Source organism: Pseudoxanthomonas winnipegensis, from assembly GCF_030322905.1.
GTDB lineage: Bacteria > Pseudomonadota > Gammaproteobacteria > Xanthomonadales > Xanthomonadaceae > Pseudoxanthomonas_A > Pseudoxanthomonas_A winnipegensis.
The window spans coordinates 1,946,967-1,961,769 of the sequence record NZ_CP095475.1 but is presented as its reverse complement, the minus strand read 5'-3'; the positions used below and the strand labels follow the sequence as shown (position 1 = coordinate 1,961,769).

The following is a 14,803-nucleotide window of genomic DNA, read 5'->3' as shown; positions in this document are numbered from 1 at the left end:
TCAGTGAGAGGCGGTGGTACGCGACTGCTGGCGGCGCAGGGCGGCGGCATAGCCGCCGGTGCCGGTTTCCAGCGTGCGCGCCACGCGCCCGATGGTGGTGACGCTGACCTCGGTCAGCTCGTGGATCTCGCGGTAGGGCACGCCCTTGAGCAGCAGCGGCACCACGCGCCAGCGATCGGCCATGGCTTCCAGCTCGGCGGGCGTGCACAGATCGACCAGGAACGCGCGCACTTCCTCCGGCTTGGTCAGACCCGCCAGCGCGCGCGCCAGCGACTGCTGGGCCAGGCTGGTGGTCTTCTCGTCGGTCTCGGTGCGGCGCTTCATGGACGTCTCAATGTATTAACGCGCTATCACATTAGCACATTCGCACGAATCAGGACAACCCGCCGCCCGGCCGTACGATGAACCCCCTCCCCGGCCGCGCTAGGATCTGGCCCGGGAACCCGGCCCGCCCGGCCGATTCGCGACAAGGAGTCCGCCATGCCCGTCCTTCACTCCGCCACCTTTGCCGCCGCGCTGGTGGCCGGCGTCCTGTGCAGTCTCGGGGCATCCGCCCGCATGCCCGAGCCCAGCGTCGCGGCTGCGCCCGAGCCACCGGCGGACGTGCGGCCGCCTCTGGACAGCCGCGCCAAGCTCGATGCCTGGCTCAGGGCCCACCGGGGCAAACCCAGCCCGCTGGACGCGTTCAGCGCCGGTGGCCGGCAACGCTTCCTGGCGGGGCTGGGGTACGGGGAACGCGGTGTCGTGTCCCTGCCGTTCGAGGACCTGACCTGGGAGCTGGATCAGGCGCAGGCCCAGGCGGTGCTCACCCTTCTCGGCCTGGGCGACGACCCGATCGCCACCACGCTCAGGACCGATCCCGTCCCGTCCGCATGGCGCGGGGATCGCAAGACCCCGAGCGACATCGATCGGCGCTACACGCAGTACATCGAGATGACCGGCGCTGTTGCGGAAGGCGATGCGTTGACGCGTGCGCGGCACATGGACGCCCTTTATCGCCAACTGTTTCCCAAGACGCTGGTCGAGCAGGCCGACAAGCTGACCGATCCAGACCTCCTGCTGCTCGCCCGCGCCGCGGCCAACGCTGCCGGGAGCGGCAGCGATCAGTCGGCGACCCAGGATCTGCTCGCGCTGCTGGTTCTGCTCGAGCAGCGCGGGATGGAACGCGGTTCGTTGATTCAGGATGCGCAGCGCGCCCTGCTGGCCTCAGGGAAGCTCGACGATGCACGCGCGCTGGCCACGCAGCATCCCACCATCGCCTTGGCCTCGATCCCCGCCGTCGGCACGCCCGCCGATGCCCTGCCCACCGGCCCGCGTTGGTGGCGCCTGTCCGCCGATGCGACCCGCATGGACGCCGAATCCGCCGACCTGGCCCAGACGCAGATCCTGGTCCTCGCCGGCTGCCACTTCTCCGTGGATGCGGCGCAGGACATCGCGGCCGATCCCGAACTGGGCCCGGTCTTCGCCAGGCATGCGCATTGGCTCGGCCAGCCACCGGGCGTGGAAGACCTCGACGCCTGGAAGGCCTGGAATGCGAGGTTCCCCGGCACACCGATGTACCTCATCACCCAGCGCAGCGACTGGACGCTCTTGCCCGCCTGGCGCATGCCGACCTATGCCATCGTCCGGGACGGCAAGGTCGTGGACCAGGCCAGTGGTGCGTTCCGGAACGTCCCCGACAGACGCCTCGCGCTGATCGAGATGCTACGCCGCCATGGGCTGATGCCGCTGGCGGGGGCGAAGAACTGATCGCACCCGATGCGCCTGTGGGAGCCGCCCTTGTGGCCTTCTCGGCCAATGGCGGCAATGAGGCTTTCCCGGCGAGGCCTCATCCTGACGCTGACATTTTTTCGGTAGAGCCCCATCGCCGCCATTGGCCGAAAAGGCCACAAGGGCGGCTCCTACCTGTAGAGCGGAGCTTGCTCCGCTGCGTTTCGACCGGATCATCGGCAAGCCCCAGCGGAGCAAGCTCCGCTCTACAAGGAGGCTGCGGCTTGATCTGAGAGACAGTTGGTCCCACCGAGCGCGGCCACTTCGCTAAAGAAGAAGGGCGCCGATGGCGCCCTTCTTCTTGTTCCAGCTTCAGCCGATGCCGGCAACCAGCGCCGGCCTGGCCCACCGCAGTGCGCGATCAACGCCCTGCCAGCGCGCTCACCTGCGCCAGTTCCACGCGCAGCGTGGTGGCCAGTTCCTCGCGCGGGACCTCGAACTGCAGTTCGCGCACCAGGTCCTTCACGGTGACCACGCCGCGGGCCAGTTCGTCCTCGCCCGCCAGGGCGACGAAGCGGATGCCGGCGCGCGAGGCGTACTGGAACTGCTTGCCGAGCTTCTTCGGCTCCATCTGCACTTCGGTGTTGATGCCGCCGGCGCGCAGGCGCTGGGCGATGTCCAGCGAATCGGGCAGCTGCGCCTCGTCCATCAGCGCCACCAGGGCCTGCACGCTGCTGACATCGGCCTCCTGGATCAGCCCGGCCTCGCGCAGCTGCCAGAACAGGCGCGTCAGCCCGATCGAGATGCCCACGCCGGGCAGCCTGGACTTGCTGTAGTGGCTGGCCAGGTTCTCGTAGCGCCCGCCCGAGCAGATCGAGCCGATCTGCGGATAGGCGTCCAGCTGGGTCTCGTAAACCGTGCCGGTGTAGTAGTCCAGGCCGCGGGCGATCGAGAAGTTCAGGCAGTACGCGCTTTCGGGCACGCCCAGCGCCTTGACCAGGCTCAGCACCTCGCGCAGCTCGGCGATGCCCTCGTTGAACACCGCGCTGCCCTGCCCCAGGCGCTCCAGCTGCGCCAGCGCATCGTCGTGGCCGGTGGAGCGCACGGCGACGAAGGCCAGGATCTGTTCGACCACCTCACCCGACAGGCCGAAGCCTTCGCCGGTCAGCGTCTCGCGCACGTAGTCGGCGCCGCGCTTGTCCAGCTTGTCGACCTCGCGCAGGACCAGCATCTGCGCCTGGCCGTCGGCCACGCCCAGGTTCTCGAAGAAGCCGCGCATCAGCTTGCGGTTGTTGAGCTGCACGGTGAACGCGCCGATCTGCAGCTCTGAGAAGACCGCGTGGATCACCGCCAGCACCTCGGCATCGAAGCGGATGCTCAGCTCGTCCTTGCCGATCACGTCGATGTCGCACTGGTAGAACTCGCGGAACCGGCCGCGCTGGGCGCGCTCGCCGCGATACACACGCTGCATCTGATAGCGCCGGAACGGGAAGGCCAGCTCGTGCTCGTGCTCGGCCACGTAGCGCGCCAGCGGCACCGTCAGGTCAAAGCGCAGCGCCAGCTCGGGCAGGCCCTCGTTGGCCTGGGCCAGCGCGCCGGTGGACTGGGCGAAATACACCTGCCGCTCGGTCTCGCCGCCGGATTTGGTCAGCAGGACCTCGGACAGCTCGAACACCGGCGTCTCCACCGGCAGGAAGCCGAAGCGCTCGTAGTTGCGGCGGATCGTGTCCAGCATGCGCTGGAAGGCGATCTGGTCACGGGGCAGCAGCTCCATGACGCCAGGCGGCGTGCGCGGCTTGATCAAGCGGGTGACTCCGGCGGAACGTGGGGCCGCATATTCTATGCGCCGGCGCGGCTCGCGGCAGCGTCCGCCACGCGCGAAACCCCCATCGATGCAGATCGATGCACTTCCCCTCTTGCCGACCCGCCCGCCTTTGCCTAGAATGCGCGGCTCCTTCGGGGTGTAGCTCAGTCTGGTAGAGCGCTACGTTCGGGACGTAGAGGTCGCAGGTTCGAATCCTGTCTCCCCGACCATTTGCAAGTGGTCTTGATCAAGCCGCCCATGAGGCGGTTTTTTCATGTCTGGCCTCAGCCAAGGTGCGCGCGCCGCATGCGCATCGATCGACAAGCGACGCGCGCGGCCGTCAGACCGCAGGTCCGTTCCGAATCAGGTCGGCCAGTGCGGCAACCGCCTGCGAAGCGGCCGCCTCGCTGCTTCCTTTCCACAGATTGAGCGGAATGGCGCGCCGGCTGCCGGCGCCCAGGATCAGCGGCACCAGCGCGCCGGTGGCCAGATCCTCGTGAATCAGGTCGGTTGGCAGCCAGCCGAAGCACAGGCCGCGTCGAACGGCGTCGGCTGCGCCTTCGACGGTGTTCATCAGCCAGACGCGCTGATTCGGCGGCCGCACCGACTCGAACTGCGCGCCACGGATCTCGGCCAGCACATGCCTGAGCCGCTGCCTGCACGGCGCGCGCGCCTTGGCGAGCGGATGGCCCGGCGCGGCGACGGCGAGCAATTCGACGCTGACGATGGTTGCGTCCCCGATCTGGTCGCCCGGTGCCGGCAGCACGGCCACTTCGTGGCGGGCCAGCAGGTCCTCATCCGGCCACTGGCGGACGGTCTGCACCAGATGGATGTCGATGCCGGGATGGCGCGCGGTGAAGGCCGCCAGGGCGTCGAACAGACGCGCGCGCGGGAACAGCACATCCACCAGCAGGCGCACGCGCACGGGCTCGCCGCCGGCGATGCCGCGGCCCCGACGCTCGACCTGCTCCAGCGCGTCGATCAGCGGGGTGGCTTCAGCCAGCAGCGCCTCACCCGTGGGCGTGAGCACGGCGCGGCGTCCCTCCAGCGTCAGCAGGTCCACGCCGAGGGCCTCGCGCAAGCGCGCCACGGCGTAGCTCACCGAGGACTGGCTGCGGTTGAGCGCCACGGCGGCCGCGGCAAAGCCGCCCTCGCGCACGATCGCGCGCAGCACGGCCCATTGCTCGAGCGTCGAACGAGGCATGGCGGTCATGGCGCGGATCCTATCGGATTATTCGATCCTTTTGCGCCGAAATCAGCGTTTGAACGTCGAATAATCCGAACACAGACTATGGCGTGTTCTCAACTCCTCAGGAGTTCGCCATGTCCGATCCCTTCGAATCCACCAAGCCCGAAGAACTCGTCGACTTCGTCGGCACCCACATGATCTACACCTACGACAACGGCTGGCAGTACGAGCTGTACGTCAAGGACGAGCGCACCGTGGACTATCGCATCCATAGCGGCATGGTCGGCGGGCGCTGGGTGCGCGACCAGGCCGCGCACATCGTCAGGCTCTCGCCCGAGGTCTACAAGATTTCCTGGGACGAACCCACCGGCACCTGCGTCAGCGTTTCGGTCAACCTCAAGGCGCGCAAGCTGCACGGGGTGATCTTCTTCCCGCAATGGGTGGCGCAGGCGCCGGAAAAGACCGTGTGCTTCCAGAACGAACATCTCGGCCAGATGCGCGCCTACCGCGATGCCGGCCCGACCTATCCGAAGCTGGTGGTGGACGAGTTCGCCACGCTGACCTTCATCGAGAACCGCGGCGCCCACGACGAAAGCGTCATCGCCTGCCCGCCGTCCGAACTGCCGCCCGGCTACGCGGCACGGCGCAACTGAGGCACCGACGCGCCCCATCGAGGAGTCGCTCACGCGCTTTGCCGTGCGACTCCTCGCTGGCGCCGTGCTCACAGCGCCGGGCGGCCTCGCGCCGGCGCGCACCTCACCGACTCTCCTGCCCCGCTATGCCGAGGGCGCCAAGCGCGTGCGTGCCCCGATCGAACGCGCCCAGCTCGACGAGATGGGCGCGCTCGTCCATGCCAGTCAAGCGCACCCGCTCGGTGCGCGCGGCACATGAGCATGCGGAGCCGCCTTGAGGCGCTTGCTAGCGTCAGAGGGCGCAACTGAACCTGCTGATTGACCCTCTGTCTCAGGATGTGCGACGCAAGGCGCGCACGCTGGTCGATCTTTCCCGCTGCCCTGCTCGCATCTTGCCAGGCCGCCTTGTCGGCGATTGGCGCGATGGAAGATGCGGCGTCAGGCCTCGGGGATCCCTGCAGGAGCAACGCATGGCGGCCTTCGTATTTCGCAGCCAGGGGCGACCCACCCACGATTCACTGGTCATGCGGGTCATCAGGGCCCTGACCGAGCTGGAGATCGACGGCGCGGGCATCGAGCTGCTGGCCCGTGGCATCCGCGCCGCGTCGGACGGCGAAGGCAGTCTGGTCATCGCCGACGTCTCCGGCCCACCGGGCTGGCAGACCCATGCCGATGCGCTGCTGGCGCGGCACGGGCTGAAGTGCTCGCCCTATACCACGTAAGGCCTCGGGTTTACGCGTTCCTCGTCAGTTCTCTCGGCGCCATGACGCTGCCAGCTCGGTCACCCGCCTGCAAGAAGCCGAATCGAATCGGTGACAGCGCGGCGCTACCCTTCGGCCTCGGTCGCGTTGGGCACAGGCTGTCCGTGCATGGGAGCCAACGGCTTGGCCTGGGCCTGCATCAGGGACAACTCGAGCCGTTGCAGGAACTGGGAGAAGCCGCCGCTCGCCTTGGCCTGGCGCCTGGCGCTGGTGCGCACGACCGGGTACGGCGACCAGGCGATGCGGGCGCCGAAGGCCTGCAGGGCCTTGACCAGGGCGACATCCTCGCTGCTGGTCGCGTCGGAGAATCCGCCGCAGCGCAGATAGCTGGCGACGCTCACGCCCATGTTGGCGCCGTGGATGCGGCCATGATCCACACCCACCGGCTCGGAGGCCTCGAAGGCGCAGGCGGTTCCGGGCGCATAGTCCAGCCAGTCGCTGACTTCGACCACGCCGCAGAAGGCGTCGGTCTGCAGGGCACGCTGCTGGAACAGCCAGTCGCTCGGCACCTCGGAGTCCGCATCGGTGATGGCCAGCCAGTCCGCGCCCAGTGCGATGGCGCGCTCGGCGGCCGTGGCGCGCGCCAGCCCGACGCCACCGGGCATGGGCACCTGAATCACGCAGGCGCCGAAGGACGCCGCGATGTCGGCCGTCGCGTCCGTGCACCGATCCGATGCCACGACCACGATGACCGCTTCGTCGAGTTCCGGGTGGTTCGCCGCATGGCAGACCGACGCCAGGCAACGGCCGATCACCTCAGCCTCGTCATGCGCCGGGATCAGGACCGCGATCACCGTAATCCTTCCTGCTGGGCCACGGACAGCGGCCGGCCCGCCCAGGCCTCGAGCAGGAAGTCGCTGTCCTCGTAGCGATAGGCCAGCGGCAAGGACAGCAGCTGGCCGATGCAGCGATGCACCTCGGTCCCGTCCTGGCAGGCTTCCTCGAACGGGTGCCGCCAGTGACAGGCCACCAGCAGGCCGTCGGGGGTGAGCGCGTCCTGGATCTGTTCGACCAGATCCTTCAGCTCTTCCGGCTGCAGGTAGTAGCCGACCTCGCTCACGACGATGAGATCGAAGCTGCCGCGCGGGCAATCGCGCGGATGGCAGGCCTGGATGACCTCCACGTTGGCGCAGTCGGCGACGCGCTGCCTGGCCTGCTCGACCGCCTCGGCCGCCATGTCGGTGGCCAGCAGCTGTTCGCAGCGCTGCGCCAGGCAGTGGGTCGTCTCGCCGTTGGAGCAGCCCAGTTCCCAGCCGCGTGCGAAACGGGCCCGCGGCAGCGTGGCCATCAGGATTTCGCGCTTGCGGGCCTCGTACCAGCGGGTCCGGTAGCCGAACGGATCCAGATGCTGATAGAGGGTGTCGAAATAGTGCGCGCGTGCCTGGGCACTCATGGGATGAAGACCTCGAAGGGGCGCTGGAACCGGGCCAAGGCCCAGTCCGGCAGGATGGGATCCGCGACCGGCGGGCTGACCGCGCCGATCTGCGATGCGAAGGCTTCGATGGCGTGGCACTTGGCCTGCAGGACGTTGGTAGGAAGCGGCATCCGCACGGCATGACGCAGGAAGACGCTGGGCGCCGGGCCGTCCCAGTGCCAGGCCCAGACCGGGTACTGCACGAGCCGTGCGCCTCGCGCAGCGCAAGCCTGGATCGCGGCCTGCGTGCAGGCCTCGTGGTCCGGGTGGCCGTCGTGCGCGTAGGTGACCAGCACCAGGTCGCTGGGTGAAAGCACATCAGTGAGCCGGTCGGCGACCTGCGACACGCTGGCGCCGATCCTGCCGTCGCCGACGTTCATCCGGACGATGCTGGCCGGCGCGACATTCAGCCTACCCAAGGCCTCGACCAGCTCGCGCTGACGCACCTGCGACAGGCGCTCGGGGCGCCACGCCGGCTCGCTGGGATAGGCCGCCTCGCCATCGGTCACCGAGACCACCAGGACCTGCATGCCGCTACTGCGGGCCAGGGCCATGGTGCCGCCACAACCTAGGACTTCGTCGTCCGGATGCGGTGCGACCACGACAAGACGCTCGGCACCCTGGAAGAGTTCTTCAGGCGTGATGGATGCGAGCGCTGCCAGCGCGGGTGAGCTCGCCCACTGACGTTCGCTGAGCCCCTGCCCCGCGATCTGCACCGTGCTCAGAGCGCCCATGCGCCCTCCGCCTGGTGCAACGCCTCCCCGAGCCACTGCTCGTCGCGCTGTCCGTGACATTGGCGGATGAAGGCCTGCAGATCCGCGCAGCGCTGGGCATGCTCGGCATCGGTGCACAGCGAGGCCGGTCCAAGCGCCAGCGCCGCGCGCTCCATGACATCGCGGCAGACCCGGTCCACGAAGCAGCGCACGCGGGTGACCGCATACCGGTGGCTGTCCTGTGGCTGGCGGTCGATGTCGCGCGCGAGCTGGCGGAGCATCAGCTGCGCGGCGGTCAGCTGCGCATCGATCGCGCCGAGGTGGGCGGCGCAGAACGGATTCTTCGACACGCCGGGCGAGCGGCGCACGCGCTCGGCGATCGCGGTCGCCGCGCCGAACCAGCAGGCCGCGATGCCCGCGCCGCCGTGCCAGAAGCCGGGTCGTTCCAGATAGAACTCCGGCGTGCTTACCAGGCGGGCGGCGGCTGCGGAGAAGTGTCCCTCACCGGTGGGAACGCCGACCATGCCCGGGCCCGACCACTGACTGGCATCGAGGCGGAACGTGCCCGGCGCCAAGGTGATGGCAGCCAATGGGCGGCGATCGTCGTGGGCGACGGTCACCAGCGCGTGGCTGATCAAGCCCTGCGGGCCGCTGCACCAGGGCTTGATCCCGCTGACACGGCCGGCGTGCGCGTCATAGCGGACGGTTTCGGTCGGGCCGCCGGCGGCCCAGACCGCCCAGAGGGTGTCCGCAGGCGGGCGAGCTTCGCCGGCCTCGGCGAGGATCGCCAGCGCGTCGTAGTGCGCCTCGAGCACCTTGACCAGCGGAAGGCTCTCGGCGCCGAACCGGGCAAGCGCACGCCAACGCTCCAGCGTTTCGCCGCCACCCGGCCTGGGCAGGTCGGGCGTCTCGCGGATCTGGCGCCGCACGCGCGAGGCGAGCCAGTCCGATCCGGAAGTGTCAAAGGACGCGACATGCAACGCCGTCGCGTGGGAAGTGTTGGCACCTGACATACATCTGAAACTAGGTGGGCACTTGTATATCGCGCGTGATTCGCCAGCGGCACGGCTCATCGGAGGCTAACGCTTTGCGCGCATAGGTCCGTGTGATGCGCCGCCCGCGCATTTCATCTCCACGCTTGGATATCCAGCTTGTGTGGTTTCGCTAACGCGCTGTCGGCTGCACGGGGATGCTCCGCCCACTGCCGCGCAGCACCTCCGACCTGATGGTCTGCATGTGGCGATGCGACGCGCCGGGTTGCGGATCGACGGATCGAGCGCGGCAGCTCGACTGTGACGCATGTCGCCGCTGAGGGACTGCGCGTGCTCACGGTCACGAAGGCGCAATAGGCGTTACACACGCTGTCGGGCTTTGCACACCTGGACCGCTTTCGATGCCTGATGCCGCTCCTGCCTGTCCGAAGGCGCGACGCCGTCGCGCCCTGGGCGCCTGTCTGGTCTGCACCGCTCTGGGCGCTTCGTCGGCCGCGCTGGCGGTGGATCGCTCGCCCGTCCCCCCCACCGACACCACTCGCAGGCCCGACGACACCACTCGCAGGCCCGACGACACCGCCACGACAGCGGTCGGCGGCAGCCCCAGCGATGCTGACGCTGTCGCCGCTGGAGCCGAAAAGGGTCCCAACACACTGGAGACGGTCAAGGCCATCGCCGCGCACGAGGTGATCGAGCAGAAGAAGCGCGCGGCGGTGGTCAAGGATTCGGTGATCTACGACGAGATGGACAGCTATGGCGACGAGACCCTGGCCGAGAGCCTGATGGCCGCGCCCGGCATCAGCGCGGTGGAGGACGCCGGCGAGCCGCGCTTCGTCACCATCCGCGGCATCCAGCCCAATCTCAACTTCACCAGCCTGGACGGCATCGCCATCGCCAGCGTCGGCAACAGCGGCTCGGGCGAGCGCATGAACAATCTGCAGCTGATCCCCAGCGACATCGGCACGCGCACGGACATCTACAAGACCTTCTGCGCGCAGCAGGCGCCCGATGCGATCGGCGGCATCATCGACATCGTCAGCCGCAGCGCGTTCGACCGCGCCGGGCGCTATGTCTTCGCCGACGCGGCCGGCATCTATTCCACCGCCTCGACCGATGTCCAGCGCAGCGCCGGCGGCAACCACAAGACGCTCGGGCATTACGGCAAGAGCGCCAAGCTGGTGTTCTCCGACACCTTCGGCGCGGACGATCAGTTCGGCATCGTGGCGGTCGGCCGCTACCAGCAGCGCTCGCGCAACAGCGTCAAGCGCTGGGTGGAGAGCAACTACTTCTTCGATGCGGCCGGCAATTACCTGACCGACGGCAGCACCGGGCCGGACACGCTGCCGGGCTGGAACGGCCTGCGCGCGCCCGGCAACTTCAGTACCGGCACCTACACCAACTACATCACCAACTTCGGCGGCTCGCTCAAGCTGGAGTGGCGACCGGTCGACGCGCCCTACCTCGCCTCGTTGCTGATGTATGGCTATCGGTTCTACGAAAACTCCACCATGAACAAGACCGACCTGTATTCGAACGCCAAGTTCGACATCCAGGACCAGACCGCCGACGGCGGCACCACGCAGATCAACAGCATTTACATCAAGAACCGGCACGACCGCTGGGACCGCGCCAACTTCGGCGCGATCGCCAGCTTCGACTGGGACATCGACGAGGCCTCGCGCCTGAGCCTGCGCGCCGGCCACACGCAGGAGACCTTCGACAACACCCAGGTGTACTGGGGCGTGCGCGCCTATCCGACCGGGCTGTTCGTGGACTATGCCAACGACGACCACGGCTTCCCCAACGCGATCGCCGTGTCCGACCCGCGGCTGCTGCTCGGCTCGGCCTACAAGCTCAACCCGGCCCAGGCCTACGTCTCGCCGCGCGATGCACAGGAGCGCATCGAACACGTGCGGCTGGACTTCACCCACAACACCGGCGATGAGGCGCGCGGCTTCGGCCTGGCCAGCGGCGCCGAGTATCGGCACCTGAACATCTGGCAGGACGTGGACTTCACCTACTACACCACCAAGGACACGCTCAACGCCTACCTCTATCCCGGCGCGACGCTGGTGGGCACGGTGCCGGGCTTTCCGTTGATCGACAACGCCAAGCTCACCGATGGCCTGGTGCCCAGGCTGGCCAACAACGACAAGGCCTATCGCAACGCCGACTTCAGCAGCGACTACAAGTACGTCGAGGACATCGCCGATGCCTACGTCTCGGCCCAGTACGCCTGGGACCGGGCGCTGCTGCTCGGCGGCCTGCGTTACGACCACACGCGGTTCGATGCCTTCAGCCCGTACAGCGATGACGGCGGCACCACGTACACGGCCGATTTCAGGAGATCCAAGGGCGGCTACAGCAACCTGCTGCCGTCGTTGAATGCGCTGTTCAAGCTCGGCGAGCGCCAGCGCCTGCGCTTCTCGGTCAGCCAGACCCTGGGCCGGCCCACGCCGGGCAATGTCGCCCAGGCCAGCAGCACCAGCTGCGCCGAGGACGAGGACGGCGGCGGCTACTGCACGATCAGGCGCGGCAATCCCAAGCTGCATCCGCGCAAGTCGACCAATCTGGACCTGGCCTGGGACCTGTACTTCAACGGCAACAACGGCATCGTCTCGCTCGCGCTGTTCGACAAGACCATCAAGGACGACATCTACACCCTGACCACCTACCAGGTCCTCGACGATGTCACCTACAAGGTGACCCAGCCGATGAACACCGACGAGTCGACGCTGCACGGTGCCGAACTCGCACTGGCCAACCGTGCGCTGCGCTGGGGCGATCAGCGCTTCGACCTGTACTTCAACGCGACGAGGCTGTTCGGCAAGACCGAATACGTCACCAGCGACGGCCAGCCGCGCGCGCTGGACCGCCTGCTCTACCAGCCGGACTGGTCGCTCAACGGCTCGGCGATCTGGCGCATGCCCTGGCACAACGCGCAGCTGCGCGTGTCGGGCAACTATCGCTCCAAGATGCTGGTGGACTTCGGCGATACGACATGGCTCGATTCGTATTACGACCCGTACATGACCTTCAACCTGGGCTTCAGCCACCGGGTCTCCAAGCACGTCTCGTTCAAGTACGAGGCCAAGAACCTCTTCAATACCCAGCCCACCTACAGCATGGGCCCGGGCGGCAGGTACCGCACCGAGATCGACGACTACGGGCGCTTCTTCTACTTCCACATCATCTATCAGTGAGGCCAACATGCCGGGCATCGATCGTCGCCGCTTTCTTCAGCTCTCCGGCCTGTCGGCGCTCGGCGCCTGGATGGGCACCGCCTCGGTGCTGGCCGCCGAGCAGGACGCCGCCGGCCTGAGCCTGCGCAACCTGCTCAAGTCGCCGAAGTTCGACACCACGCCCTTCACCGTGGGCGTGGCCTCGGGCGACCCGGCCCCCGATGGCATGGTGCTGTGGACGCGCCTGGCGACCGCGCCGCTGGAATACGGCGGCGGCATGCCGACCCGGCCGATGGTGGTGGGCTGGGAGCTGGCCGAGGACGAGGGCTTCCACAGGATCCTGCGCAGCGGAACGACGCTGGCCCATCCCGAACTGGGGCACGCGGTGCACGTCGAGCTGGAAGGCCTCGCCCCGGCGCGGCCCTACTGGTACCGCTTCAACATCGCCGGCTATACCAGCGCGATCGGCCGCACCGCCACGCTGCCGGCGGCCGATGCGGACCTGGCGCGCGTGCGCTTCGCCGTGGCCGGCTGCCAGCAGTACGAGGAAGGCCACTACACCGCCTGGCGCCACATCGCCAACGAGCCGCTGGACTTCGTCTTCCACTACGGCGACTACATCTACGAGGGCGCGACCAATACCACCGCCAGCCGCAAGGTCAACGGCCGGCCCTTCACCAACCTGCGCAACCACGTCGGTCCCGAGCTCTACACGCTGGACGACTACCGCCGCCGCTATGCGCAGTACAAGACCGATCAGGATCTGCAGGCCGCGCATGCGGCGGCGCCGTGGTTCGTGACCTTCGACGATCACGAGATCGACAACAACTGGGCCAGTGTCGACGACCAGGACGGCACGCCGAGCGAGCTGTTCCTGCTGCGGCGTGCGCAGGGTTTCCAGGCCTATTACGAGAACATGCCGCTGCGCCGCAGCGCCTTTCCGCGCGACGGGCACCTGCAGCTGTACCGGCGCGCGCGCTGGGGCAGGCTGCTGGACGTGCACTTCCTCGACACCCGGCAGTACCGCAGCAAGCAGCCGGCCGACATGGCCGACCGCGCCGTGGTCGAGTCCCCGCAGCGCACGATCATGGGACAGGCGCAGGAACGTTGGCTGTTCGACGGGCTGGCCGACCCGGCACCGCGCTGGCAGGTGATCGCCCACCAGGTGGCGCTGGGCGACTACACGCTCGAGAAGAAAGGCCAGCTGGTGAAATCCGACGACCAGTGGTCCGGCTATCTGTCCAGCCGCCGCCGGCTGCTGGGCCATATCGACCAGGCCGGACACCGCAACGTGGTCACCGTCTGCGGCGATGCGCACCGCCACTACGCCAGCGATCTGGTGCAGGACAACGCCGAATCCGGCGTGATCTCCAGCGAGTTCCTGGCCACCTCCATCACCTCCGGCTCCGATGGCCTGGGCGTGGACCAGGAGGCGCGCGACACGCTGGCCCATAACCCGCATCTGAAGGTCACCACCGACAAGCGCGGCTATGTGCTGTGCACCGTCGAGCGCGACGCCTGCGTGGGCGATCTGAAGACGGTGGACCGCGTGATGGTGCCGGGCGCGAAGCTGGAACGCTTCGCGCGCCTGGCCATCGAACACGGCAAGCCCGGCCTGCAGCCGGCCTGAGCCGGCGGCGTAGCCTCAGCGCGGGTGGTGAAAATCCGCCCGGTGGTCGTTGCCGATGCGCGGGCGCGACGGGGACAGCGCGCCCGGCGCATCGAAGTCGCGCGCGTGCAACGGGTTGACCTCGAACAGGTTGGCCAGGCGCAGGCCGGCCTCTTCGCTGAGCAGCAGCGCCAGTTCGAACTGCTCGGCCACGAACGGCAGCAGCACCGCCGCGCCCGAGGGATCGCGTTCGACCTGCTGGTCGAACCGCCGTTGCAGCGAGGCGATGCCCTGCAGGGTCAGCACCAGATCCTGCAGCAGCGCCCCGCTCTCGCCCAGGCGATACAACTCGGGAATCAGCTGGCGCAGCGCTTCGGGCACGGCCGCGGCCTGGCGACCCGAGGCGCCCAGTAGGGCGGCATCGGCGCCGACCGCGCGCAGGCCGAGCGCGGCGGTCAGGCCGGCGGTGATCTCATCGCAGGCCGCGCCGGCCAGCAAGGCCAGGCTGCGCGCCTTGAGGCGTTCGGCCTCGCGCTCGGCGCGCTGCCGCGCGCGCTGTTCGCGCCGTACCACCAGCAGCACGCCGACGATCGCGGCGATCGACAGCAGCGCCTGCACCCACGCCGCCCAGACCTGCGGCGGCCAGGTCTGGCAGCCCAGCCCCATGCACGCATCCATGGCATTCCCCCTGTTTCAACGGGGCCAGCATGCAGGCCTGGCCGGTCACGGACAATGTGCCCGAGGGCTCCCGAAGGACGACGGCGTCACAGTTTCGACGCCTCGTCCGGCCGCTGGAT

General features: G+C 68.4%; 13 protein-coding genes and 1 tRNA gene. 6 read left to right on the top strand and 8 right to left on the bottom strand.

Annotated elements, in window-relative coordinates; genetic code table 11:
• The gene (locus MWN52_RS08715; RefSeq protein ID WP_130519675.1) at positions 1–324 is read right to left on the bottom strand and encodes a YerC/YecD family TrpR-related protein; all 324 of its coding nucleotides are present in this window, start codon (positions 322–324) and stop codon (positions 1–3) included.
• Between the two features lie 156 nt (positions 325–480).
• Here MWN52_RS08715 and MWN52_RS08710 point away from each other — a divergent pair, with 156 nt between their 5' ends.
• On the top strand, positions 481–1,749 hold the full coding sequence (locus tag MWN52_RS08710) for a hypothetical protein (RefSeq protein ID WP_286577489.1): 1,269 nt from the start codon (positions 481–483) through the stop codon (positions 1,747–1,749).
• Between the two features lie 382 nt (positions 1,750–2,131).
• On the opposite strand, the gene hisS is transcribed toward MWN52_RS08710, so the two are convergent.
• On the bottom strand, positions 2,132–3,514 hold the full coding sequence (gene hisS, locus MWN52_RS08705; RefSeq protein WP_286577488.1) for a histidine--tRNA ligase: 1,383 nt from the start codon (positions 3,512–3,514) through the stop codon (positions 2,132–2,134).
• A 153-nt stretch (positions 3,515–3,667) separates the two neighbouring features.
• Here hisS and MWN52_RS08700 point away from each other — a divergent pair.
• Positions 3,668–3,744: transfer RNA gene (locus MWN52_RS08700), tRNA-Pro, on the top strand.
• A gap of 110 nt (positions 3,745–3,854) precedes the next feature.
• On the opposite strand, the gene MWN52_RS08695 is transcribed toward MWN52_RS08700, so the two are convergent.
• Positions 3,855–4,727 carry a LysR family transcriptional regulator gene (locus MWN52_RS08695; protein WP_286577487.1) on the bottom strand — a complete coding sequence of 291 codons (873 nt, stop codon included), beginning with the start codon at positions 4,725–4,727 and terminating at the stop codon, positions 3,855–3,857.
• Between the two features lie 110 nt (positions 4,728–4,837).
• On the opposite strand from MWN52_RS08695, the gene MWN52_RS08690 reads away from it, so the two are divergent.
• Positions 4,838–5,356, top strand: a complete 519-nt coding sequence (locus MWN52_RS08690) for a phenolic acid decarboxylase (protein ID WP_130531184.1) — start codon at positions 4,838–4,840, stop codon at positions 5,354–5,356.
• Positions 5,357–5,859: 503 nt separating this feature from the next.
• Positions 5,860–6,057: a hypothetical protein gene (locus MWN52_RS08685; protein ID WP_286577486.1), complete on the top strand. Its 198-nt coding sequence runs from the start codon at positions 5,860–5,862 to the stop codon at positions 6,055–6,057.
• 104 nt (positions 6,058–6,161) lie between these two features.
• Here the strand turns inward: MWN52_RS08685 and MWN52_RS08680 are convergent, their stop codons facing one another.
• The 4 genes from MWN52_RS08680 to MWN52_RS08665 are packed head-to-tail and all read right to left on the bottom strand — an operon-like array spanning position 6,162 to position 9,236.
• Positions 6,162–6,890 carry a glycosyltransferase family 2 protein gene (locus MWN52_RS08680; RefSeq protein ID WP_286577485.1) on the bottom strand — a complete coding sequence of 243 codons (729 nt, stop codon included), beginning with the start codon at positions 6,888–6,890 and terminating at the stop codon, positions 6,162–6,164.
• Entirely contained in the window at positions 6,887–7,489 is a 603-nt protein-coding gene (locus MWN52_RS08675; protein ID WP_286577484.1) for a class I SAM-dependent DNA methyltransferase, read from the bottom strand. Before MWN52_RS08675 ends, MWN52_RS08680 begins: the two co-directional genes overlap by 4 nt.
• Positions 7,486–8,244 (bottom strand): PIG-L deacetylase family protein, encoded by a 759-nt coding sequence (locus MWN52_RS08670; RefSeq protein ID WP_286577483.1) that lies wholly within the window; start codon positions 8,242–8,244, stop codon positions 7,486–7,488. Before MWN52_RS08670 ends, MWN52_RS08675 begins: the two co-directional genes overlap by 4 nt.
• Positions 8,232–9,236 (bottom strand): acyl-CoA dehydrogenase family protein, encoded by a 1,005-nt coding sequence (locus MWN52_RS08665; protein ID WP_286577482.1) that lies wholly within the window; start codon positions 9,234–9,236, stop codon positions 8,232–8,234. Before MWN52_RS08665 ends, MWN52_RS08670 begins: the two co-directional genes overlap by 13 nt.
• A gap of 380 nt (positions 9,237–9,616) precedes the next feature.
• Here MWN52_RS08665 and MWN52_RS08660 point away from each other — a divergent pair, with 380 nt between their 5' ends.
• Both MWN52_RS08660 and MWN52_RS08655 read left to right on the top strand, forming a co-directional pair.
• A complete protein-coding gene (locus tag MWN52_RS08660) occupies positions 9,617–12,418 on the top strand; it encodes a TonB-dependent receptor (protein WP_286577481.1) in 2,802 nt (933 codons plus the stop codon).
• A gap of 7 nt (positions 12,419–12,425) precedes the next feature.
• On the top strand, positions 12,426–14,027 hold the full coding sequence (locus MWN52_RS08655; RefSeq protein ID WP_286577480.1) for an alkaline phosphatase D family protein: 1,602 nt from the start codon (positions 12,426–12,428) through the stop codon (positions 14,025–14,027).
• 15 nt (positions 14,028–14,042) lie between these two features.
• On the opposite strand, the gene MWN52_RS08650 is transcribed toward MWN52_RS08655, so the two are convergent.
• Positions 14,043–14,684, bottom strand: a complete 642-nt coding sequence (locus MWN52_RS08650) for a hypothetical protein (protein ID WP_286577479.1) — start codon at positions 14,682–14,684, stop codon at positions 14,043–14,045.
• Between the last annotated feature and the right edge of the window lie 119 nt (positions 14,685–14,803).

Bases quoted from the DNA above. Each gene is read 5' to 3' on its own strand.
- MWN52_RS08715 (WP_130519675.1), bottom strand. From the start codon at position 324: ATGAAGCGCCGCACCGAGACCGACGAGAAGACCACCAGCCTGGCCCAG.
- MWN52_RS08710 (WP_286577489.1), top strand. From the start codon at position 481: ATGCCCGTCCTTCACTCCGCCACCTTTGCCGCCGCGCTGGTGGCCGGC.
- MWN52_RS08695 (WP_286577487.1), bottom strand. From the start codon at position 4,727: ATGACCGCCATGCCTCGTTCGACGCTCGAGCAATGGGCCGTGCTGCGC.
- MWN52_RS08690 (WP_130531184.1), top strand. From the start codon at position 4,838: ATGTCCGATCCCTTCGAATCCACCAAGCCCGAAGAACTCGTCGACTTC.
- MWN52_RS08685 (WP_286577486.1), top strand. From the start codon at position 5,860: ATGCGGGTCATCAGGGCCCTGACCGAGCTGGAGATCGACGGCGCGGGC.
- MWN52_RS08675 (WP_286577484.1), bottom strand. From the start codon at position 7,489: ATGAGTGCCCAGGCACGCGCGCACTATTTCGACACCCTCTATCAGCAT.
- MWN52_RS08670 (WP_286577483.1), bottom strand. From the start codon at position 8,244: ATGGGCGCTCTGAGCACGGTGCAGATCGCGGGGCAGGGGCTCAGCGAA.
- MWN52_RS08665 (WP_286577482.1), bottom strand. From the start codon at position 9,236: ATGTCAGGTGCCAACACTTCCCACGCGACGGCGTTGCATGTCGCGTCC.
- MWN52_RS08660 (WP_286577481.1), top strand. From the start codon at position 9,617: ATGCCTGATGCCGCTCCTGCCTGTCCGAAGGCGCGACGCCGTCGCGCC.
- MWN52_RS08655 (WP_286577480.1), top strand. From the start codon at position 12,426: ATGCCGGGCATCGATCGTCGCCGCTTTCTTCAGCTCTCCGGCCTGTCG.
- MWN52_RS08650 (WP_286577479.1), bottom strand. From the start codon at position 14,684: ATGGATGCGTGCATGGGGCTGGGCTGCCAGACCTGGCCGCCGCAGGTC.